The sequence below is a fragment of the Roseibium sp. LAB1 genome (assembly GCF_054658235.1).
Genome location: NZ_BAAGIB010000004.1, coordinates 62,398 through 83,572, shown reverse-complemented (window position 1 = coordinate 83,572; position 21,175 = coordinate 62,398). Strand labels below are relative to the sequence as shown.

21 protein-coding genes and 1 tRNA gene are annotated in these 21,175 nt (G+C 57.7%); 14 read left to right on the top strand and 8 right to left on the bottom strand.

The annotated features are described in order from the left end of the window. Positions 1–3: 3 nt before the first annotated feature. Positions 4–987, bottom strand: coding sequence for a threonine-phosphate decarboxylase CobD (gene cobD / locus ACYQ54_RS21860; protein ID WP_460086230.1), 984 nt, complete (start codon positions 985–987; stop codon positions 4–6). A gap of 344 nt (positions 988–1,331) precedes the next feature. On the opposite strand from cobD, the gene ACYQ54_RS21855 reads away from it, so the two are divergent. Continuing rightward, on the top strand, positions 1,332–1,574 hold the full coding sequence (locus tag ACYQ54_RS21855) for a hypothetical protein (RefSeq protein WP_460086229.1): 243 nt from the start codon (positions 1,332–1,334) through the stop codon (positions 1,572–1,574). A 34-nt stretch (positions 1,575–1,608) separates the two neighbouring features. On the opposite strand, the gene ACYQ54_RS21850 is transcribed toward ACYQ54_RS21855, so the two are convergent. From ACYQ54_RS21850 to ACYQ54_RS21840, 3 genes are all read right to left on the bottom strand, one after another. Continuing rightward, on the bottom strand, positions 1,609–2,739 hold the full coding sequence (locus ACYQ54_RS21850) for a carboxylate-amine ligase (RefSeq protein WP_460086227.1): 1,131 nt from the start codon (positions 2,737–2,739) through the stop codon (positions 1,609–1,611). Between the two features lie 96 nt (positions 2,740–2,835). After that, complete coding sequence (locus ACYQ54_RS21845; protein ID WP_460086226.1) at positions 2,836–3,267, bottom strand: hypothetical protein; 432 nt, start codon at positions 3,265–3,267, stop codon at positions 2,836–2,838. A gap of 123 nt (positions 3,268–3,390) precedes the next feature. Next, a tRNA-Cys gene (locus tag ACYQ54_RS21840) sits at positions 3,391–3,464 on the bottom strand. Between the two features lie 250 nt (positions 3,465–3,714). Here ACYQ54_RS21840 and ACYQ54_RS21835 point away from each other — a divergent pair. The 3 genes from ACYQ54_RS21835 to ACYQ54_RS21825 all read left to right on the top strand — a co-directional run bounded on the left by ACYQ54_RS21835 (position 3,715) and on the right by ACYQ54_RS21825 (position 7,007). Continuing rightward, on the top strand, positions 3,715–4,377 hold the full coding sequence (locus tag ACYQ54_RS21835) for a protein-L-isoaspartate O-methyltransferase family protein (RefSeq protein WP_460086224.1): 663 nt from the start codon (positions 3,715–3,717) through the stop codon (positions 4,375–4,377). A 213-nt stretch (positions 4,378–4,590) separates the two neighbouring features. Then, positions 4,591–5,982, top strand: a complete 1,392-nt coding sequence (locus ACYQ54_RS21830) for a TolC family outer membrane protein (RefSeq protein WP_460086223.1) — start codon at positions 4,591–4,593, stop codon at positions 5,980–5,982. 284 nt (positions 5,983–6,266) lie between these two features. Then, the gene (locus ACYQ54_RS21825; RefSeq protein ID WP_460086221.1) at positions 6,267–7,007 is read left to right on the top strand and encodes a PopZ family protein; all 741 of its coding nucleotides are present in this window, start codon (positions 6,267–6,269) and stop codon (positions 7,005–7,007) included. A 23-nt stretch (positions 7,008–7,030) separates the two neighbouring features. Here the strand turns inward: ACYQ54_RS21825 and ACYQ54_RS21820 are convergent, their stop codons facing one another. Then, positions 7,031–7,459, bottom strand: a complete 429-nt coding sequence (locus ACYQ54_RS21820) for a DUF1284 domain-containing protein (protein ID WP_460086220.1) — start codon at positions 7,457–7,459, stop codon at positions 7,031–7,033. A gap of 183 nt (positions 7,460–7,642) precedes the next feature. On the opposite strand from ACYQ54_RS21820, the gene ACYQ54_RS21815 reads away from it, so the two are divergent. Together ACYQ54_RS21815 and ACYQ54_RS21810 are read left to right on the top strand one after the other, a co-directional pair. Beyond that, positions 7,643–10,573: a valine--tRNA ligase gene (locus tag ACYQ54_RS21815; RefSeq protein WP_460086218.1), complete on the top strand. Its 2,931-nt coding sequence runs from the start codon at positions 7,643–7,645 to the stop codon at positions 10,571–10,573. A 111-nt stretch (positions 10,574–10,684) separates the two neighbouring features. Then, positions 10,685–11,233 carry a DUF2155 domain-containing protein gene (locus ACYQ54_RS21810; RefSeq protein ID WP_460086217.1) on the top strand — a complete coding sequence of 183 codons (549 nt, stop codon included), beginning with the start codon at positions 10,685–10,687 and terminating at the stop codon, positions 11,231–11,233. A gap of 28 nt (positions 11,234–11,261) precedes the next feature. On the opposite strand, the gene ACYQ54_RS21805 is transcribed toward ACYQ54_RS21810, so the two are convergent. The 3 genes from ACYQ54_RS21805 to ACYQ54_RS21795 all read right to left on the bottom strand — a co-directional run bounded on the left by ACYQ54_RS21805 (position 11,262) and on the right by ACYQ54_RS21795 (position 13,357). Beyond that, the gene (locus ACYQ54_RS21805; protein WP_460086215.1) at positions 11,262–12,053 is read right to left on the bottom strand and encodes a GNAT family N-acetyltransferase; all 792 of its coding nucleotides are present in this window, start codon (positions 12,051–12,053) and stop codon (positions 11,262–11,264) included. 98 nt (positions 12,054–12,151) lie between these two features. After that, a complete protein-coding gene (locus ACYQ54_RS21800; protein WP_460086214.1) occupies positions 12,152–12,628 on the bottom strand; it encodes an N-acetyltransferase family protein in 477 nt (158 codons plus the stop codon). A 60-nt stretch (positions 12,629–12,688) separates the two neighbouring features. After that, positions 12,689–13,357 carry an alpha/beta hydrolase gene (locus ACYQ54_RS21795; protein ID WP_006933226.1) on the bottom strand — a complete coding sequence of 223 codons (669 nt, stop codon included), beginning with the start codon at positions 13,355–13,357 and terminating at the stop codon, positions 12,689–12,691. 299 nt (positions 13,358–13,656) lie between these two features. Here ACYQ54_RS21795 and ACYQ54_RS21790 point away from each other — a divergent pair, with 299 nt between their 5' ends. The 8 genes from ACYQ54_RS21790 (at position 13,657) to sufA (ending at position 21,169) form a co-directional block, all read left to right on the top strand. Continuing rightward, positions 13,657–14,826, top strand: coding sequence for a cysteine desulfurase family protein (locus ACYQ54_RS21790; protein ID WP_460086212.1), 1,170 nt, complete (start codon positions 13,657–13,659; stop codon positions 14,824–14,826). 103 nt (positions 14,827–14,929) lie between these two features. Beyond that, positions 14,930–16,402 carry a Fe-S cluster assembly protein SufB gene (gene sufB / locus ACYQ54_RS21785; protein ID WP_460086210.1) on the top strand — a complete coding sequence of 491 codons (1,473 nt, stop codon included), beginning with the start codon at positions 14,930–14,932 and terminating at the stop codon, positions 16,400–16,402. 199 nt (positions 16,403–16,601) lie between these two features. Then, the gene (locus ACYQ54_RS21780) at positions 16,602–16,937 is read left to right on the top strand and encodes a hypothetical protein (RefSeq protein WP_460086209.1); all 336 of its coding nucleotides are present in this window, start codon (positions 16,602–16,604) and stop codon (positions 16,935–16,937) included. Then, a complete protein-coding gene (gene sufC / locus ACYQ54_RS21775; RefSeq protein ID WP_006933229.1) occupies positions 16,930–17,685 on the top strand; it encodes a Fe-S cluster assembly ATPase SufC in 756 nt (251 codons plus the stop codon). The genes ACYQ54_RS21780 and sufC overlap by 8 nt, the downstream gene beginning before the upstream one ends. Positions 17,686–17,699: 14 nt before the next feature. Continuing rightward, a complete protein-coding gene (gene sufD / locus ACYQ54_RS21770) occupies positions 17,700–19,019 on the top strand; it encodes a Fe-S cluster assembly protein SufD (protein ID WP_460086207.1) in 1,320 nt (439 codons plus the stop codon). Positions 19,020–19,054: 35 nt separating this feature from the next. Further along, the gene (locus ACYQ54_RS21765) at positions 19,055–20,311 is read left to right on the top strand and encodes a cysteine desulfurase (protein ID WP_460086206.1); all 1,257 of its coding nucleotides are present in this window, start codon (positions 19,055–19,057) and stop codon (positions 20,309–20,311) included. Between the two features lie 11 nt (positions 20,312–20,322). Further along, the gene (locus ACYQ54_RS21760) at positions 20,323–20,718 is read left to right on the top strand and encodes an SUF system Fe-S cluster assembly protein (RefSeq protein ID WP_460086204.1); all 396 of its coding nucleotides are present in this window, start codon (positions 20,323–20,325) and stop codon (positions 20,716–20,718) included. A 73-nt stretch (positions 20,719–20,791) separates the two neighbouring features. Continuing rightward, a complete protein-coding gene (gene sufA / locus ACYQ54_RS21755) occupies positions 20,792–21,169 on the top strand; it encodes a Fe-S cluster assembly scaffold SufA (RefSeq protein WP_460086203.1) in 378 nt (125 codons plus the stop codon). Positions 21,170–21,175 lie beyond the last annotated feature (6 nt).

Genomic DNA, 21,175 nt, shown 5'->3' with positions numbered 1-21,175 from the left:
CTGTCAGACCTCTTTTAGCGCTTCGGCAAGAGCGTCCGTCAGACGTTTGAGGTTTTCCGGACCGCCCGGAAGGCCGAAGCGGATCCAGGTGGGGGCGTAGTCGAAGATCCGCGTCCAGATGCGTCTGCGGGCCAGCGCTTCATGCAGGGCTTTCGGATTGCGAAGACCGGCGAGAGCATAGAGAGGAGTGCCGCCGAACACGCTGAGGCCGGATTCGGAAAGTGCGACCGTGAGGTCCGCCATGTCCTCGATCAACTGCCGTGTTATCCGGTCTTGCCAAGCCTTGTCTCGCAATGCCCTGGCGCCGATTTCCAGTGCAGGGCCGCTGAGGCTCCAGCTGTCCAGAAGGGCCGACATTCTGGAAATGGCAGTCTTTTCACCAGCAAGGAAGCCGATCCGCAGTCCGGCAAGACCGAAAAACTTGCCGAAGGATCGCAACACCACAACGTTTTCGTTGCCAATGTGCGGAAGCAGGGTGGCACCGGGAATGACATCCGCAAAGGCTTCATCCACCACCAGATATCCGCCGCGTTCGCTCAGCGTCTGCGCAATTTCGAGCAGACTTCTGACATCAATCAGGCGCCCGTCCGGATTGTTCGGGTTGACCAGGACAACAATCTTCGCATCGGCGGGAAGAGAGTAGACGCTGGACACTTCAATCGGTGGACGGCCTTCCCGGGTCCAGGCATGCTTGTGGCTGGTGTAGGTAGGGGAGGCGAGAACAACCGGCCCTTCGGGAAGGATGGTCGGTAGCAAAGACAGAAGGATCTGCGTTCCAGGTGCCGCACTGACACCAAGATGGTCAGGAATGCGGTAGGCATGCCGGGCAGCTGCAATCAGATGCTCTTCTGCGCCGCGTTCAGGCAGGCTGGACCAGGCAGACGGCGACAGGTCGTCAGGCAACGGATAGCTGTAGGGATTGATCCCGGTCGACAAATCCAGCCAGTCGTCGTGCGTTCCACCAAAACGTTCAATCGCAAGGGTCAAATCCCCGCCGTGTTCCATAGAATATGCCTCTTGCAGTTGACAGGTCGGCCGATCTGTCCTTCGCCCTTCATCTAGCCGGTAGGAAGACCAAAAGTACAGACGGTTCCCGACATGCGCTGCCGCAAGAACGTCCTTGATGACCGGTCGTTTGACATGAGTTGTTGTTACGCGAAGGGTATCAGCCTTTTCAAGCGTTTATGGCAGAACCGGTTTGATCGATATCCAATACGCTGCAAGGGAGGCGAGTGCGCTGCAAGGCAGCGCAACTCTGGGCGCATTGACAGTAACGTCAAATTGCAGAAAAAAGAACAAAAGAAGAACACAGTGCACCATAGGACGCCCCGATGCCAAAGAGCAGCCGCCAATCCCCATTACAGGACGTAGAGCGCGAAGCCCTGCTGGCTCAACTTGCACTCGCGCGGCAAGCACTGATCAAGGCTCAGCGTGGCATGCGCCCCAGATCGGGTCTGTCGCGCTCAGCCGCGGCGGTGATCGAGGAAATTGACGAGTTTGCCTTTGTGCTGACCGGTTCGTCTGAGTTCTTTCACACAGGGCCTCATGGCACCCCGCCACGGCAATCCGGCTGACGATGCCGGATGACCGGACGCAAGGCTACTCCCGTCAAAGCCCTCTTTGGGTCTCCGACATCAACTGGTCGACAATCCTGTCGAGAGTTTCCTGCGGCAGATGACCGTCTTCCGGGATGTCTCCGGCCAGGTCCAGCTGGCGTTCCGCAGAGGTGCCCCTGGAGACGATCTCCCGCAGATGGGCCACATCCGTCTCACAGCCGAAGTGAACCGCGTCCGGATGGATAAGCTCGATCAGTTCTTCGATCATGTCCGGAAAGGCCGCGGTTTCGTTTCGGCCAAAATCGATCAGTTGGGCGTTGGTTCCGTGTCGTTGCGCCTGCCAGCGATTCTCCGCCAGCAGAAAGCGCGAATATTGCCGCCATCCCTGATTGGCGCGGCGCAGCCGGTAAAGCATGCGGCACAGGCATCTGAAGGTAGCCGCAATGGCCACGGCGTCGTCCAGCAGAGGACAGACATCGGTGATCCGCATTTCCAGGGTAGGAAACCTGTCGGAAGGGCGCAGGTCCCACCAGATCTTGGTCGCATCTTCGATGACGCCGGCGCGAATGAGAACGTCGACCGTGTGCCGGTAATCGAAATAGCTGTCGAACCCCGGCGGCAGACCGGTACGCGGCATTTCGTTGAACACCGACAGTCGGTAAGATTTCAGGCCGGTATTTCGGCCACGCCAGAAGGGAGAGGAGGTGCTCAGCGCAAGCAGGTGAGGCAGGAAATACGCTAGCTGGTTGAAAAGCTCGATGCGCAATTCCTCGTCTTCGATGCCAACATGCACATGCATGCCGCAGATGACCATGCGCTTGACCACAAGCTGCATGGTTCTGGCGATCTCGTTGTAGCGCTCCTTGTCGGTGTGCGGCTGGTCCGTCCAGTCGGCAAACGGGTGGGTTGAGGACGCAATCGGTGCCAGATTGAAGGCTTCAGCTTCACGCGCAATGGCCTTGCGGAAATTGCCGAGTTCCGAGCGGACTTCCTGAAGACTGGAGCAGACCGGGGTGCCAACCTCTATCTGACATTTCAGAAATTCAGGGCTGACATGTCCTTCAAGCGCGCTTTCGCAAGCCTTGAAGAGCTCTGGCGGAGGCGAACTTGCCAGCATGCGTGTTGATTTGTCGACGAGGAGGTATTCTTCCTCGACGCCAATACTGAAACTCGGTTCCTTCATAAACGCAGCTTCCGTTCAATTGCAGCGCCCGGTCAAGGCAGGAAGAATGCGGATGGTTCGGCGGCGGAAAGTCTGACGCACACGGTTTGACCGGCCCTACCAGAGGTTTCCCGCTCCTGGCGTATAGGTAGCGCCGATGACGGTATTCGCCTTGACGATACTGCACTCCAGGATGCCGGAAAATTTCGCGATTGGAGCGTTGGTCTCGGTCATGCTGGCAGAGATCTTGAACTTGCTGCCGGCAGAAATCTCGACGGTGTCCATGCCCTGAATGAGCACGCTCTTAGGCGCGCTGATGATGACGTCCTGGTTCTGCAGCGTGATGACGCTTTCCAGATCGGCAATTCGGGACTCAAGGTCGTTGATGCGCTGACGAAGGGCTTCAACAAGCGCTTCGGTGTTGTCGCTGGCAGAAACCGCTTGCGGTGACTTGCGCGGCCGCGGCGGTTCGACGCGTTTCATGGTGGACGTTGTGATGACTTGCGCCGGTTTGCCCGGTGTTGGCGCACTTCCAGCTGGCGTTCTCATGGCTCTTTCCATCTTCAAGGCTACTGGAAAAGAGACTAGCATAACGCGAGGGACAGATGTGGCACCGGTGTTGTCCGAAGGAACGGACGCCTGAAAACGAATTCTTGTCGAAAAAGCAGGAAGTGGAGGCCCCGACCGGAATCGAACCGGTGTACACGGATTTGCAATCCGCTGCGTCACCACTCCGCCACAGGGCCCCTAGGTGGTGTGCCGCGCCTTATCAAACAGTTGCGCGATTTGGTCAAGCCCTGAATTCAATGCTGTTCAGATTTCCACCGTTGCAGGTTATCGATTTGAGGAAATGCTTTTGTCGCAGCTTATTTTCCGCAGAAACCGGGCGCCATTGCGGGATCTGCGCGCGCGGATACTTGTCAGGCCGCCTTTGCATCGCTAATGAACGTTTCTCAAGAGGCGCCGGTAACCCGGCAAGTCAAAGTGAGGGCCGATATGACGGACTTTAATCAGTCCCGCCGCAAGATGGTGGATAACCAGCTGCGCACCAACGATGTGACCGACCACCGGATCCTGGACGCAATGGAACTGGTGCCGCGTGAACGCTTCGTGCCCGCTTCCAAACGTGCCGTTGCCTACATCGACGAAGACCTTCCGGTCGGGGCGGCTGAAACCGGCCGCATGCTGATGAAGCCGCATATCTTCGGAAAGCTGGTTCAACTGGCGGATATCCGAGAAGGCGACGTAGTTCTGGTTGTTGGCGCCGGCACCGGATACAGCGCTGCCGTCGTATCCAAACTTGCAGCTTCTGTTGTCGCTCTTGAGGAAAATCCGGATCTGGCCAAGACCGCAACCGAGGTTCTGGTGGATCTCGGTATTGAAAATGCCGTGGTCGTGGAAGGCGCGCTGTCCGCGGGGTATGCGTCCGAAGGGCCTTACGATGTCATCCTGGTGGATGGCGCTGTTGAAGTTTTGCCGCAGACCCTGACCGACCAGTTGAAACCTGACGGCCGCCTGGCAGTGATAGAAGGTCGCGGCGGCGCAGGCGTTGCCAAGCTTTACCAGAAATCGGGAACCGCGGTGAGCAGCCGATTCGGCTTCAACGCGTCCGTCAGCGTTCTTCCGGGGTTCGCCAAAGCGGACGAATTCGTCTTCTGATCAGACAATCATGTACCGAAGTGACGGAAACCCGCCGAATTACGGCGGGTTTTTTTGCTTTTTCAGACGGAACGAGGTGTAACGCGGCGACAAGTTGTTGCCATTAAGCCTCACTCGTGGAAAATCGCAACGATCGGCTCTCAAACGGTTGAAGAATAACACCCATCAGTTTACTCAACAGGATCAAATAGGTTGACCCGGAAGGAGTTTGGGGTGTCTGGTCGTTCAACTCTAAAAGTTTTGACCATTGCTATAGGCCTATTGGGTGGCGTTTCCGCTGCCGCCTTGACCGGTGCCTCCCTGTCTCCCGCTGGTGCAGAAACCATCAGAGAATCGCTGGCGCTCGCCTATTCAAATAACCCTAGCTTGAACGCGGCGCGTGCACAGCTTCGCGGCGTTGATGAAAACGTGCCTCAGGCTCTTACGGGGTGGCGGCCGACGGTGTCGGCGTCAGCCGCAGCCGGACGCCTCGCGACCGGCGCCGACTCGACGATCGATTATCGCAACAACGCGTCGATCTCCCTGACGATCAGTCAGACCCTGTTCCGCGGTTTCCGGACCATCAATTCCACCCGTCAGGCCGAAGCTGTTGTGCGGGCTCAGCGGGAAAGCCTGATGTCGACCGAGCAGGATACGCTGCTGGACGCGGCAACATCCTATGTCGATGTGATCAGGGACACCGCGCTGGTATCGCTGCAGCGCAGTGACCTTGCCTTTCTTCAGGAACAGGTGAGAGCGGCTCGCGACCGGTTCGACGTGGGGGAGGGTACCCGGACGGATGTCAGCCAGGCGGAAGCCCGTGCTTCAGAAGCGCGAGCCAGCCTCAACACCGCCCTTGCCAATCTGAATACGAGCCGGGCGATCTATCGTCAGGTGATCGGCGTTGAGGCGCGCAGCCTGTCGGCAGACACCTCGATCAGCCGCTTCGTGCCCAAATCCATCGATCAAGCGATGCAGCTGAGCGAAACGCATCAGCCGCTGATCCGTCAGGCTCAGCATCTGGTTGACGCCGCGATGTTCAACATCAAGACGATCGAAGGTGAGCTTTTGCCGACGGTCACACTGGATGGCAGCATTTCCAGATCTTGGAACCCGTCCGCTACGACCAACTTTAGCGACAACGCCCAGATCTTCGGCAACGTTAGCATACCTCTCTATCAGGGGGGCGGCGTGTCGTCCCGGGTCCGTCAGGCCAAGGAAGAATTGGGCCAGACCCGTCTGCAGCTTGATGTGGCGCGCGACCAGATTCGCGCCAATGTCATTTCGGCATGGGGCAACTATCAGGCAGCGGAAGCTTCCATTGTCGCAGCCCAGGCCGCCGTAGAGGCGCAGCAGCTGGCATTGGAAGGTGTCATTGAGGAACAGAGGGTTGGTCAGCGCACCACGCTTGATGTCCTGGATGCCCAGCGTGAACTGGTGACCCAGCAATCCAATCTCGTAACCGCGCAGCGTAACCGGATCGTCAGCGGATATCAGCTGGTTGCAGCCGTTGGACGGCTGGACGCTGAAACGCTTGGCCTCAATGTTGCGCGCTACAATCCCAAACAGCATTATCAGGCTGTGCGTGACCAGTGGTTCGGTCTGCGCACACCTGATGGCCGGTAAGAAACTGGTAACTTATCTTAGTCACGATGGCGGTTGACGGTCGAAAGATCTTCAGCCGCCTTTGTTATTTGGCTGAACATCCTGACAAATTTGCGAAGGATGACGTGAAACGCCGAGCCGAATTCCACTCATGATCGGTAATTCCCGACTAAAAAGGGGATAAGGCGATGCTTCGAGGCGCGTTCACTTTGCGCGTTTCTTATTGACCCGCATAATTTCGGTTAACGAATCATTTTGATGGAACGGAATGTTCCTGAGCGTAGCCGGTAAGTACGGGGGAAGTCATGGCGCAGGCGAAGAAGGCTGATGAGCCGTCGATGGAGGAAATCCTCGCATCGATCCGCCGAATCATATCCGATGAGGACTCCCAGGGAGCCGAGGACGGCGAAAGCGGCAGCAGCGAACCTGTAAAGACACCAGTAGAAGAAGAGGCGACGGACGATATGGGCGATGCCTCCGAAATGTCCCAGGACGATCTCGACAAGCTGTTCGACATGAGCAGCGACGATGAAGACGACCTCCCGGTAGAAGAAGATGACGCGGACGATATGGCAGCCGCCATGGCTGCCGACGCCGAGGAAGACGAAGGCGACGACGTTCTGGAGCTGACTGAGGAACTGGCGGTTCCCGATGACGATGCCATGGACATTGTCGAGGGAATGGCAGAGGACCTGGACGGCGATGAAGGAGACATTTCCTTCTCGGCCCCGCCAATGCCGGAATTCGATCCCGAGCCGGAAGCGGTTTTTGACCCTGAACCGGTCATGGCCACTCAACCGGTGCCGGAGGATCTGCCGAATGTTGCAGACGATGCACCGCTAACGTCCCAGAACACCGGAGAAGCTGTTCACGCAGCTTTCGACAACCTGTCCAACATGTTCGTCGGGTCTCAGGCGCAAACTGTTGAAGAGCTGGTCAAGGAAATGCTGCGGCCTATGCTGAAAGCCTGGCTGGACCAGAATCTGCCCGGAATGGTGGAGCAGATGGTTCAGAAGGAAATTCAACGCGTGACGCGCCGGCGCTAGCAGGTCGGATCCATTCCACGATTTCAGTCAGGGGGTGCCAGATGGCATCCCCTGAATTCGTTTCGGGCAATGGCGGAACACAGTTCATGCCATTCGCATCCTTCACATGCGCGGCGGATCTCTCCATTTGCGAACGCCTTTCTCAGCAATGTCAGAACCGTCCGGCTCAGAAACAGGGAAGTTCCGCTTTCAAGCGGCTGTCCAATGGCTTCTGCGATATCGGCGGCAGCCTTGCTGTCCCTGACGCGGACACTTTCGTTGAGGCAATGGCAGGAGGGTTCGCTCAGCATGGGCTCGCACAGGGTGTCGGGCCCGTCGATCAGTTCGATGGGTTCGCCGTCATTCAGGCGCTGAACGATCGCGCTGTAGTTTTCGACAAAGGTCGGCGTGTAGCCTTTTCCCAGATAGGTCAGCATGCAAAGCAGGTGATGCGGGCGGATTGAAACGGTCATGACCCGCTTATCGCAGCAAATGCGTTCCAACCCAAGTTCGGATCGCCGGACAGGCGTTTCACCCTGCAAAAGCGCCACTTGGCAGCAGCTTTGGGCTGGATAGGCGGTTGACTTGCGGCATCGCATCCGATTTACACGGTGCTTCACGAAAATCGAAATTCATCCTCCCATTGAGTGACCCTGATGCTGGATAAGACCTACGATGCGGCCAGCGTTGAGCCGCGGATTTACGAAACCTGGGAAAAGGCGGAGGCCTTCAAGGCCGGAGCTGGCGCGAAAGAAGGCGCAGCCTCCTTTTCCATCGTAATTCCGCCGCCGAACGTGAACGGCTCGCTTCATATGGGGCATGCTCTCAACAATACGCTTCAGGACATCCTGATCCGCTGGAAGCGCATGCAGGGCTTCGACACCCTCTGGCAACCGGGTACTGACCACGCAGGGATCGCGCTTCAGATCGCTGTCGAAAGACAGATGGCCGAGCGCAACGAGCCGAGCCGCACCGAAATCGGTCGCGAGGCGTTCGTCGAGCGTGCGTGGCGCTACAAGGGGGAAGTTGGCAGTGCAATCATCGCGCAGCTGAAGCGGTTGGGGGCGTCGTGCGACTGGTCGCGCGAACGGTTCACGATGGACGAAGGCCTGTCCGAGGCCGTCCGAAAGGTTTTTGTCGACCTCTATAATGAGGGGTTGATCTACAAGTCCAAGCGGTTGGTCAACTGGGATCCCAAGATGGAGACCGCCATTTCGGACCTCGAGGTCGAGAACATCGAATCCGACGGTCACATGTGGCATTTCCGCTACCCGCTGGCCGGTGGCGCAACCTATGAATATGTCGAGAAGGACGAAGAGGGGAATATCACCCTTCGCGAAACCCGCGACTACATCTCGATTGCCACGACGCGTCCGGAAACCATGCTGGGCGACGGAGCGGTTGCTGTTCATCCCGACGACGAGCGATACAAGCCGATCGTCGGCAAACTCTGCGAGATCCCGGTCGGGCCGAAGGAACATCGCCGCCTGATCCCGATCATCACCGACGAATATCCGGATCCGGATTTCGGATCGGGTGCGGTCAAGATTACCGGTGCGCACGACTTCAACGACTACGGCGTCGCACAGCGCAACAAGATCCCCATGTACCGCCTGATGGACACCAAAGGGGCAATGCGCGCTGATGGTGCGCCCTATGTCGAAGAAGCGGCCAAGGCTCAGGCCATCATCGACGGTGCAGAACTGACCATCCAGGAAGTCGATCTGATCAATATCGTTCCGGACGACCTGCGGGGGCTCGACAGGTTCGAAGCGCGCAAGCGCGTCATTGAACAGATCACGGCGGAAGGTCTTGCGGTAACAGTCCCCGCTGATCATCCGGACGTTGCCTGGATGAAGGGGCAGGCCCCCGAGTGGAATACGCTTGGCAGGGCAGTCGTTCGTCCGCTGGAAGAAGGAGCGGAAGCTCCGGTCCGGTTGCCTCTGGTTGAATCCAAGAAGATCATGCAGCCATTCGGAGACCGGTCCAAGGTTGTCATCGAACCGATGCTGACGGACCAGTGGTTTGTTGATGCCAAAACGTTGGCTGCTCCGGCCCTGAAGGCAGTTCAGGACGGCACGACCAAGCTAATTCCGGGGAACGCCGACAAGGTCTACTTTAATTGGCTGAACGATATTCAGCCCTGGTGCATTTCACGCCAGCTCTGGTGGGGACACCAGATCCCGGTCTGGTACGATGAAGACGGCAAGGAATACTGCGCGCATTCCGAGGAAGAAGCTGTTGCGATGGCCGGCGGCAAGGCGCTGACGCGAGATGAGGACGTTCTGGACACGTGGTTCTCTTCCGCGCTCTGGCCGTTCTCGACACTGGGTTGGCCGAACAAGACGCCGGAGCTGGAGCGCTACTACAAGACGGATGTTCTCATCACGGGTCTCGACATCATCTTCTTCTGGGTTGCCCGCATGATGATGCAGGGCATTCATTTCATGGATGAAGTGCCGTTTCACACTGTCTACTTCAACTCGATCGTCGTCGATGGCAAGGGCAAGAAGATGTCCAAGTCGACTGGAAACGTTATCGATCCGCTCGATCTGATCGGGCGGTTCGGCGCTGATGCGACCCGGTTTGCACTCGTAAGCCAGGAAGTTCAGGCCCGCAGAATGCTGCGGATGTCAGACCAGGCAGCTGAAGGCGGACAGCGGTTTGCGACCAAGCTCTGGAACGCGGCACGGTTTGCCGAAATGAACGGTTGTGCCCGGCTGGAAGGCTTCGACCCGGCGGCAACCCGGCACACGTTGAACCGCTGGATCGCGACGGAAACCGGCCGCTGCATCGCCGAGGTTACGGCAGCACTGGAAGATTACCGCTTCAACGATGCGTCCGGGGCGGTCTACCGGTTTACCTGGAACACATTCTGCGACTGGTACCTGGAACTTGCCAAGCCGATCTTCAATGGCGATGACGAAGCAGTCAAGGCCGAAACCCGTGCCACGGCGGCTTGGGCCCTGGACGAGATCCTGAAGGTTCTGCATCCGATCATGCCGTTCCTGACGGAAGAACTTTGGGAGCGTCTTGGTGAAGAAGGCAACGCACCTGACGGCCTGCTGATGCTGTCTGCCTGGCCGGAAGCCAAGGTTTCCGACGAGGCGGCCGCCGGCGAAATCAACTGGCTCGTCGATCTGATTTCCGAGATCCGGTCTGTCCGCGCGGAAATGAACATTCCGGCGGGGGCCAAGGTCTCCGTGATCGTTACGGGTGCCAGCGAACAGACCAAGGCCCGGCTGAAGACACACGAAACCGCAATCCTTCGTCTGGCACGTGCTGAAACCGTTTCTCTGGCTGATGCTGCTCCGTCCGGAGCTGCGCAGATCATCGTCGGCGAAGCTACCGTCTGCCTGCCGCTCGCCGGTGTGATCGATCTGGGTGCGGAAAAGACCCGTCTTCAGAAAGAAGCCGGCAAGTTGGAAGGCGAGATTTCGAAGATCGAGAAGAAGCTTTCCAACCCGGCGTTCGTTGCCAAGGCCCCGGAAGAGGTTGTTGACGGTGAACGCGAAAAAGTTGCCGAATCCAAGGAAAAGCTAGAGAAGGTCCAGACGGCACTCAGTCGTTTGGCGGAAATCGGCTAGATCATTTCTCGGCCCGGAACGAGCTTTGTCTTTTCCGGGCCGCAATTCGGTGCTAGCGCCGCATAAAAGAACACACGTATGCTTAGCACCTGAGGAATCGAATTGAAGCTGATGGCGGACCAGTTTGACACGATGAAAGCGGTAAAATGCCTGGGCGCAGGCCTTGGAATCGCGGCGATGGCTCTGGTCATGCCATCGGTTTCTGCACACGCGGAAAAGATCGAAAACCCGGTCGCAGTCTTTTCAGGCCTCGACAAGATCACCGGACGTATCATTTCCTTCGATGTCTATATCGGTGAAACGGTCCAGTTCGGTGCGCTTCAGGTTACGCCAAGGGTCTGTTACACGCGCCCTCAGACAGAGTCGCCACTTACGACAGGTTTCGTCCAGGTTGACGAAATCACCCTCAACAACGAAGTGCGGCGGATTTACTCCGGCTGGATGTTTGCAGCCAGCCCCGGTCTCCATGCCGTTGAGCATCCGGTCTACGATATCTGGCTGACCGATTGTAAACTCGCGTCCACCGTTCCGCCGCCCGAGGATTATGCAGGCCCGCCGATTAAAGGCACTGTTGCGGAAGGCGAGGACCCGCTGGCAGGTCCTGACGATGGTTTGGAACATGGTCCTGGCGTGCCGCGTCCGAAGCCTTTCCAGGGGTAGGTGGCTGCTGGGTGCCGGTTTGAGCACCCTAGCGTGTGAACCTTTCCGCTCCCCTGGTGGCAAGCCCTGAATAAAGCTCTTGCGACAGGGACAGCCCACACCCTTCGACCATTCGGCGTGATGTCGTGTTGGTTGCCGACACCAGTTCATAGAGATGGGTAGCTTCAAGGCGGGTCAGAGATGCCTCGGCCATGAAGGCATTGACATAGGTTCCGAGGCCCTTGCCGCGATGTTCGGGGGCAACAGCGACAAGGCCGCCCCATGCATAGCCGCGATAGGGACTGTGATCATTGTGTGGCAAGTAGCCGTGGGCACAGGCGGCAAAGTGGCCTGTTTCATCCATCAACCCGACGGAGACAACCGGTCCGTAGTCGCCATTCAGGAACGAGCCTGAAAACGGAGCGATGCCGGCCGCTGCAACGAATTCCTGGAACGCGTGCGTCAATGGACCCTCTGCGCCATCCAGATCCGAAATAGCTTGAAGCCCTTCCGGAATTCCTCTCGACAGGATCGGGCCGGTCGCGGCCCTGATCGTTTCTGCATCGCCGACAAAAACATCCCAGGTATCCAGCCGAAAGCCCTTTTCGGCCAGGGCGTTGCCCATGTCCAACTGGCTTGCCTTTTCAAGCAGGCGGAACCCGAACACGCCGTCTTCTTCGAGCGATTTGAGTATGTTGTGAAATCCTAAGGTTTCAGGATTGTCTGAACCGAGCGTGCGAACATTGCAGCAGGCACCGGGTGTTTCCATGGTCCAGGTGTAAAGCTGTTCTGCTCGTTGCTGCAGCCTGGTCTGCTGTTCCGTTCCGAAGTATCCAGCCATGGCAGTTCAGGCCTCCCGGTTTCCGCCCCGGAAAATCAAGGCACGCTAAAACCGGTCTGTCCAGTCTGCAGCGCATGACATGGGCGCAGCACAAACATCTATTGCCGGGTGGGATAGTTGGGAGCGCGCAATTCAAATCCGGTCTTTGACGTTGCAAAACCGAGGTTCTTGTAAAACCGATGCGCGTCCGTGTTGGTAAACCCCGACAACAGCATCACCTTGAAACATCCTGCGGAAAAAGCTGTGTCAATCGCGGTTTGTAACAAGGTTTTTCCGATGACTATGCCGCGATAGTCGGCGTCTGTGACGACGTTTTCAATAAGCGCAAATGGTGCGCAGCCACGGGTGAGGTTTGGGACGGTGATCAGCATGCATGTCGCGACCAGAGTGCCTTCCAGGTCTGCGACAAGTATATCGACACCCTGTTGTGCCAGAATCTGGTCAAAAGTCTCGAGTCGCAACTCTTCAGCGGCGGGAATGTCATTCGAAATCAGCTGCGCGTAGAGCGCGCACAAACCTTGAAAATCTTCTTTGGTAGCGGAACGGATGACGAGACTGTCTGTTGAAATGGGCATGAGAACCGCTGGCGTTCGGACAAATAAAAAGCCCGCCAGGAGGCGGGCTTTGATGTCGTGTCAGTCGATGTCGACGTAGTCGGATGGCGAAAGCCCAAGTCGGCCATCCACATAGGTACCGCAGCGCTGCATGAGCTCGTCCATGTCATTCTCGAAGAAATGGTTGGCGCCTGGAATGGTCTCGTGATCGATCACGATGCCTTTCTGGGTTTTCAGCTTGTCGACCAGCGTCTGTACATCCTTCTGCGGGACAACCTTGTCATTGTCGCCATGAATGATCAGGCCGGATGAAGGGCAGGGGGCAAGGAAGGAGAAATCGTGGAGGTTCGCCGGCGGGGCGACCGAAATGAAGCCTTCCACTTCCGGACGGCGCATCAAAAGCTGCATGCCGATCCAGGCACCGAAAGAGAAGCCGGCAATCCAGCAGGCGCGGGCGTCCGTATGAACGGTCTGCACCCAGTCGAGAGCGGCAGCCGCATCGGAAAGCTCACCCTGGCCGTGGTCGAAGGATCCCTGGGACCGGCCGACGCCACGGAAGTTGAAACGCAGCACTGCAAATCCGCGCCGGGCGAACATGTAGTACATCTGGTAGACGATCTGGTTGTTCATCGTGCCGCCGAATTGCGGATGCAGATGCAGAACCAGGGCGATTGGTGCGTTGCGTTTTCTGGCGGGATGGAACCGGCCCTCAAGCCGGCCGGCGGGACCGTTGAAGATCACCTCAGGCATGAAACGCTATGTCCTTGTCATTTTGTCGCGCAGAAGAATATCGCGCGGTAATTTGGGCTCACGATACGTGGTTTCCCGTAAGTCTAAACTTGACTCTTTGTCTCCGAGTTTCTAGAACCCTGTTTAGAATTATTCGAAAGTTCGCACCATCCCTCAGCAGGCGACGATGCTCGGTTCGACCGGTTGGGGGCAGTTATCGTCATCATGGCGGAAAAATTCAAGGTTTTTCGCACATGTATCTGACAATAAAGCGGAATTTCGATTCTTTGCAAAACTCGAACTCAAGCGTAAGAGGCGCTATGCAGCACCAGTCTGCCCCGATCTATCTGGACCACAACGCCGGCGCGCCCCTGCGCGAGACCGCGCGCGAGGTCATGATCGAGGTGCTGAGTGATGCAGGCAACGCATCCTCTGTTCACGCGCATGGCCGTAAAGCCCGTGGTCGTATCGAGAACGCGCGCGAACAGGTCGCTCGGCTTTGCAACGCGAAGAACCGCGCGGTTACCTTTGTATCCGGGGGGACGGAAGCCAACATGACGGCGCTTTCGCCGACGTGGCAGGATCAGGGTGCTCCCGTCTATCTCGACAAACTGTTCAGAAGCGCCGTCGAGCATCCCTCGGTGATGACCGGAGGACGGTTTGCCGTTTCCGACCAGGTGGTCCTGCCTGTCGACGAAAACGGCCGAGTGGTGCTTGATGCTCTGGAGCAGGCTGTCAAGGACGCCGAACCAAGCCTCATTTCCGTAATGGCTGCCAACAATGAAACAGGCGTCATTCAGCCGTTGACCGAAATTGGGGGCATTTCCGAAAAATACGGTCATTTCTTTCACGTGGACGCGGTTCAGGCTGCGGGCCGAATGCCGATTGATCTCGAAAGCTGGCAGGCGGATGTCCTGACGCTGTCTGCTCACAAGTTCGGTGGTCCGCAAGGCGTCGGCGCGGTTGTGGTGCGCTCAACGGCCCGGGTTCCTGCGCCTTTGATGGTTGGTGGTGGACAGGAAAACTGGCGTCGTGGCGGTACGGAGAATGTCTCTGCGATCGCCGGTTTCGGCATCGCCAGCAAGGACGCCCTTGAAGAAGCCGCTGATACGCGCCATTTGAGCGATATGAAGGCGAGGCTCGAAGCCGGGCTGTGCGCGATTTGTCCTTCGACAGTCATTTTCGGCGACAAGGCGGAAAGACTGTCCAACACCTGTTGCTTTGCCGTTCCGGGCATTCCGGCAGAAACCGCGCTGATCGCTTTTGATCTTGACCACATTTCGGTTTCATCCGGTTCTGCCTGTTCCTCCGGCAAGGTATCCGTGTCTCATGTGCTGACCGCCATGGGCGTTCCGGAAGATCTTGCTCGCTGTGCCTTGCGCGTCAGCATGGGTTGGAATACCAGCGGCAGCGACATCGACAGGTTTCTGGAGCAATGGCCGAAAATCGTCGGCAGGCTCAACCCGCAAGCACGTCACCAGGCGGCTTGACGACAGGAATTCGGCAGCTTCGCTGCCAGACATGGCGCAGGTGACCGGGTCCCTGCAGGAAATAACCAAAGCAGGCACGGGGCCTGTTGAATGGAGGCAAGATATGCCAGCTGTACAGGAAACCATCGATACGGTGAAAGCCATCGATGTCGACCAGTATAAATACGGCTTCGTGACCGATATCGAGTCGGAAAGAGGTGCCAAAGGCCTTTCCGAAGAAACCGTTCGCTTTCTGTCGGCAAAGAAGAACGAGCCGGAATGGATGACGGAATGGCGCCTTGATGCGCTGCGCCGTTTCCAGCAGATGGAAGAACCGACCTGGGCGCGTGTCTCCTACCCGAAGATCGATCTCGACGACCTCTATTACTGGGCGTCTCCGAAATCCGTCGAAGGCCCGAAAAGCCTGGACGAAGTCGATCCGGAACTGCTGGCGACCTACGAAAAGCTCGGTATTCCGCTGCGCGAGCAGGAAATCCTGGCCGGTGTCGAGCCAAAGAATCGGGTCGCGGTCGATGCGGTGTTCGATTCCGTTTCCGTCGTGACCACGTTCAAGGAAGAGCTGAAGAAAGCCGGCGTCATCTTCTGCTCCATTTCCGAAGCACTGCGCGAATATCCGGATCTGGTGAAGAAGTATCTCGGTTCCGTCGTTCCGGTGACCGACAACTACTACGCGACGCTGAACTCGGCCGTCTTTTCGGATGGATCCTTTGTCTATGTGCCTGAAGGCGTTCGCTGCCCGATGGAACTGTCGACCTATTTCCGTATCAACGAACAGAACACCGGTCAGTTCGAGCGCACGCTGATCATTGCCGAGAAGGGCGCTTACGTGTCCTACCTGGAAGGCTGTACGGCACCTCAGCGCGACGAGAACCAGCTTCATGCCGCTGTCGTTGAACTGGTGGCCCTGGATGATGCGGAGATCAAATACTCCACCGTCCAGAACTGGTTCCCGGGCGACAAGGACGGCAAGGGCGGCATCTATAATTTCGTCACGAAGCGTGGCGACTGCCGCGGCAAGAATTCCAAGATCTCCTGGACGCAGGTCGAGACAGGATCAGCGATTACCTGGAAATACCCGTCCTGCATCCTGCGCGGCGAAAATTCGCGTGGTGAGTTCTATTCGATCGCGGTTTCCAACGGCTATCAGCAGGTCGACAGTGGCACAAAGATGATCCATCTGGGCAAGAACTCTTCCAGCCGGATCATTTCCAAGGGCATTTCCGCAGGCAAGTCCCAGAACACTTATCGTGGCCTGGTTTCCGCTCACCGGAAAGCCTCGAATGCGCGCAACTTCACCCAGTGTGACTCGCTTCTGATCGGTCAGGACTGCGGTGCTCACACCGTGCCTTACATCGAGAGCAAGAATGCCTCGGCCCAGTTCGAACACGAGGCGACCACCTCGAAGATCTCGGACGACCAGATGTTTTACTGCCTGCAGCGCGGCCTTTCCGAAGAAGAAGCCGTGGCGCTGATCGTCAACGGTTTCGTCAAGGACGTCATCCAGCAGCTGCCGATGGAATTCGCCGTCGAGGCACAGAAGCTGATCTCGATCAGCCTGGAAGGATCCGTGGGCTGAGCTGATGATGGCGACCATGAGCCTCCATCGGCCCGTTGGGTTAGTGGAATTGTGGGGGCTCCGAAGAACTGGACGGAATAAATTCCGTGATCGTCGGGAAGATCACCGTTACGAAGCAGTTTCTGCCGGCGGGTTCATGATTTTCAAAACGGTCTGAGGCAGGAGCGAAGCTTTGGGACACGGGTCGGAGACACATGACTTGGCTGTTGCGCAGTCACAGATATTGGCTGCGAAACGCCGAATGGAAGGGCAGGACGGGCTCCAGGATCAGGGAAAGTACATGCACTTGTATCTTTCCGAACTCATCTTTGGGACAGTTTTTGGAATCCTGCTGTTCGTGTCGTTCCTGCTAATCTTTGTCGACCGTCAGATGGCGGTTTACGCAGCAGGATTTACGGCCGTGAGCGCTCTTGTCTATGTCGCGGTGAAAACGAGGAAAGTCATCACGACACGCAAGAAAAGAGCTGAGGATCTTCGCCAACTGGCGATCGAAAAAGAAAAAACGAACGAGACGACGGAAGCAAACAATGCTTGAGATCAAGAATCTGCACGCCCGCATTGCGGAAGACGAAACAGAGATCCTGCGCGGCATCGATCTGACCATCAATGCTGGCGAAGTACACGCCATCATGGGCCCGAACGGTTCCGGCAAGTCGACGCTGTCCTACATCCTGGCCGGCAAGGACGACTACGAGGTTACAGAAGGCGAGATCCTGTTCAACGGAGAGAACCTTCTTGAGATGGAGCCGGATGAGCGCGCTGCTGCGGGCCTGTTCCTGGCCTTCCAGTACCCGATCGAGATTCCTGGTGTTGCCACCATGGAATTCCTCAAGACGGCGATGAACGCACAGCGCAAGGCACGCGGTGAGGACACGCTGTCGATCCCGGACTTCATGAAGCGCGTCAAGGAGGCTGCCGGCCACCTGAACGTCTCCATGGACATGCTGAAGCGCCCGCTCAATGTGGGCTTCTCCGGTGGCGAGAAGAAGCGTGCGGAAATTCTGCAGATGTCCTTGCTGGAGCCGAAGCTCTGCGTTCTCGACGAGACCGATTCCGGCCTCGACATCGACGCACTCAGGATCGTTTCTGAAGGCGTGAACAAGCTGCGCGGTCCCGATCGCGCCATGGTGGTGATCACCCACTATCAGCGTCTGCTTGACCACATCGTTCCGGATGTTGTCCACGTTCTGTCCAAGGGCCGCATCGTCAAGACCGGCGACAAGGACCTTGCGCTGGAGCTGGAAAAGAACGGTTACGCCGACTACATCGACACGGCCGCCTGAGGGAGCAAAGCGATATGAACGCCAGCGCACCCATCAAACACACCCAGGCGGAAAGCGACCTGCTGGAGCGTTTCGACAACGCGAAAGACGGTTTGGCCGGCTCGGTTGCCGTCAAGGCTCTGCGCGAAGCGGCGCTCGGCCACATCCGGGACCGGGGACTGCCGCATCGCCGGGTAGAGGAATACAAGTATTCCGACCTGCGCGCTTACATGAAATCGGCTGCACCTCTTGCGGGGGCGGCTGACGTGACTGTTGCCAGGCGCCTGCTTGAAACCCAGGACGGTTTTGGAGATCTCGACCGCTACCGCGTCGTCATCGCCAACGGATCCTTTCTTGCAGAGCTTTCGGACGTTGAAGCACTTGCCGGCGAAGGTGTCACGTTGACGAGCGTTGCCGAAACACTGGACGGCGACACGGGCACCCGGCTGATTGCTTCACCAAAGTCCGGTCCGACTGACGGTGTCATCGCCTTGAACACGGCCTTCCTGCAGGGTGGTGTCGTTCTCGCCGTCAAGGATGGTGTGGAAGTGTCCAAGCCTGTCGAGCTGGTTCAGGTGGCCACATCTGCAGGCGCACAGGCTGTTCGCAACCGTATTGAGCTCGGCGAAGGTGCGAAGCTGCATCTTCTCGAAACCTTTGTCGGAGATACCGGTGAAGGGGAGCTGAACACGGTGTTTGACTACGATCTCGCCGACAAGGCAGCGCTTGCTGCCACGCGATTGATCGTCGGCAAGACTGACGCCGCGCAGCTGTTTACGACAATCGCAACGCTTGGCGCTGAAACCGAGCTGAAATCGCTTGGCTTCATTGCCGGACCGCAGTTCACGCGCAACCAGCAATTCATCAACTTTACCGGCGAAAATTCGGAAGCGAAGATCTACGGCGTGACCATGGCTGGCGGTAAATCGCTGGCTGATCAGACGCTGATCGTCGATCATGCTGTGCCACACTGCAACAGCCGCGAGTTCTTCAAGACCGTGCTGGACGGCGAGGCCAGGGGTGTCTACCAGGGCCGCATCAACGTTGCCCAGCATGCGCAGAAAACCGATGGCGAGATGATGACCCAGGCTCTGCTCCTCTCCGAGGAAGCGGAAATGGCGAACAAGCCCGAGCTGGAGATTTTCGCGGATGACGTATTGTGTGCCCATGGTGCGACCAGCGGACAGATAGATGAAGACCTGCTCTTCTACCTTCGTGCCCGTGGCATTCCGGAAGACGAGGCAAAGACACTTTTGGTTCTCGCTTTCCTGTCCGAAGCGATTGAGGAATACGGCGAAGACGATGTGACGGAAGGCCTGGAAGCGCGCGTGCGCGACTGGCTCGCCAATCACTGACATCTGAAGCGAACGGGAATAAGGAGCAGCGCCGCATGACGGTCGCGACCGCAGAACAAACAACCGGCAACGCCGGTTACGACGTCGAAGCCATCCGCCGGGATTTTCCGATCCTGTCGCGGGAGGTCTACGGCAAGCCGCTGGTTTATCTGGATAACGGTGCCTCCGCCCAGAAACCCCAGTCGGTGATCGATGCGGTAACGAAGGCCTATTCGGAAGAGTATGCCAATGTGCATCGTGGCCTGCATTTCCTGTCCAACACCGCAACGGACAACTATGAAGCCGCGCGCGAGAAAGTGCGCCGTTTCCTGAATGCCCAGTCGGTCGACGAGGTGGTTTTCACCAAATCGACCACCGAGGCGATCAATCTGGTGTCCTATGGCCTGGGTCCCGACTATTTCGCCGACGGCGGTGAGATCGTTCTGTCGATCATGGAGCACCACTCCAACATCGTACCCTGGCATTTCCACCGGGAGCGTCACGGTGCCAAGCTGAAGTGGGTCTATGTACGTGAAGACGGATCGTTTGACCTGGATGCATTCGCGGATGCCTTGACGGACAAGACCAGGCTGGTCGCGATCACGCATATGTCGAATGTTCTGGGCACGGTCGTGCCGGTGAAGGAGGTCTGCAGGATCGCGCATGAGCGCGGCATTCCGGTGCTCGTGGATGGCAGTCAGGCTGCCGTTCATCTTCCTGTCGACGTTCAGGACATCGACTGCGACTATTACGTTTTCACGGGACACAAGGTCTATGGACCGTCGGGAATCGGTGTGCTTTGGGGTAAACCGGACCGGCTTAAGGCGTTACAGCCGTTCAACGGCGGTGGCGAGATGATTCTCGACGTGACCGAGGATGTAGTCACCTACAACGAGCCACCGCACCGGTTCGAAGCAGGGACGCCGCCGATCGTGCAGGCAATCGGCCTCGGCGCGGCTCTCGACTACATGGACGCGCTTGGCCGCGAAAACATCGCCCGGCACGAAGCGGATCTGAAGGACTACGCTCACCAGAAGCTGCGCGAGATCAACTCGCTGCGGATCTTTGGGGATGCTCCGGACAAGGGTGCAATTGTTTCCTTCGAACTGCAGGGAGCTCACGCCCATGACGTTGCCACGATCATCGACCGGGCAGGGGTTGCGGTTCGGGCAGGGACCCATTGTGCACAGCCGCTCTTGGCAAGATACGGTGTGACATCTACATGTCGGGCTAGCTTCGGGCTTTACAACACGCGCGCGGAAGTGGACGCGCTGTATGAAGCCCTGTTGAAGGCTCAGAGCTTTTTCGGGTAAGGACGGACCCCATGGAAAACGCTACCACAATCGATACCGGCGCGGACGGCGAAGAGCTGCAGACGGAAGTCTCGGCAAAAAGCGCAATTCCGGCGGCCGAACTTGACCAGCTGACCGCCGATATCATCGGTGCTCTCAAAACGGTCTATGACCCGGAAATACCCTGTGACATCTACGAGCTTGGCCTGATCTACAAGGTCGACATTGAGGATGACAGGTCGATCAACATCGATATGACGTTGACGGCCCCTGGATGCCCCGTCGCCGGTGAAATGCCGGGCTGGGTGGAAAATGCCGTGTCAGCCGTTGCGGGTGTCGGACCGGTCAACGTTGATATGGTCTTTGATCCGCCCTGGACGCCGGACCGGATGTCGGACGAAGCAAAGGTTGCGCTCAACTGGTATTGAGCTTCAAGCCTTTAATCGGATAAGCTGACACCCCATATCAGGTTTAGCATTCGCTGCACTGAACGAGGATCATATGGCTTCCGCCGCAAAATTCCAGGTGATGACCCTGACTGACGCCGCCGCCGAGCGCGTAAAGGAACTTGTCGAGAATTCCGACAAGAACGCCATCGGCTTGCGTGTCGGCATCAAGAAGGGCGGCTGCGCCGGAATGGAATACACCATGGAAATGGTGGAAGCGGCCAGACCCGGAGACGATACGGTCGAGGACAAGGGCGCGAAATTGTTCGTTGATCCGTCTGCCGTGCTGTTTCTTCTCGGCACGGAAATGGACTTTGAAGTCACAAAGTTCCGGTCTGGTTTCATCTTCAAGAACCCGAATGAAGTGTCTGCCTGCGGTTGTGGCGAATCCGTTTCCCTTCAGGCTGCGGACCTGAATGCCTTGGCGCGCTGACCGCAC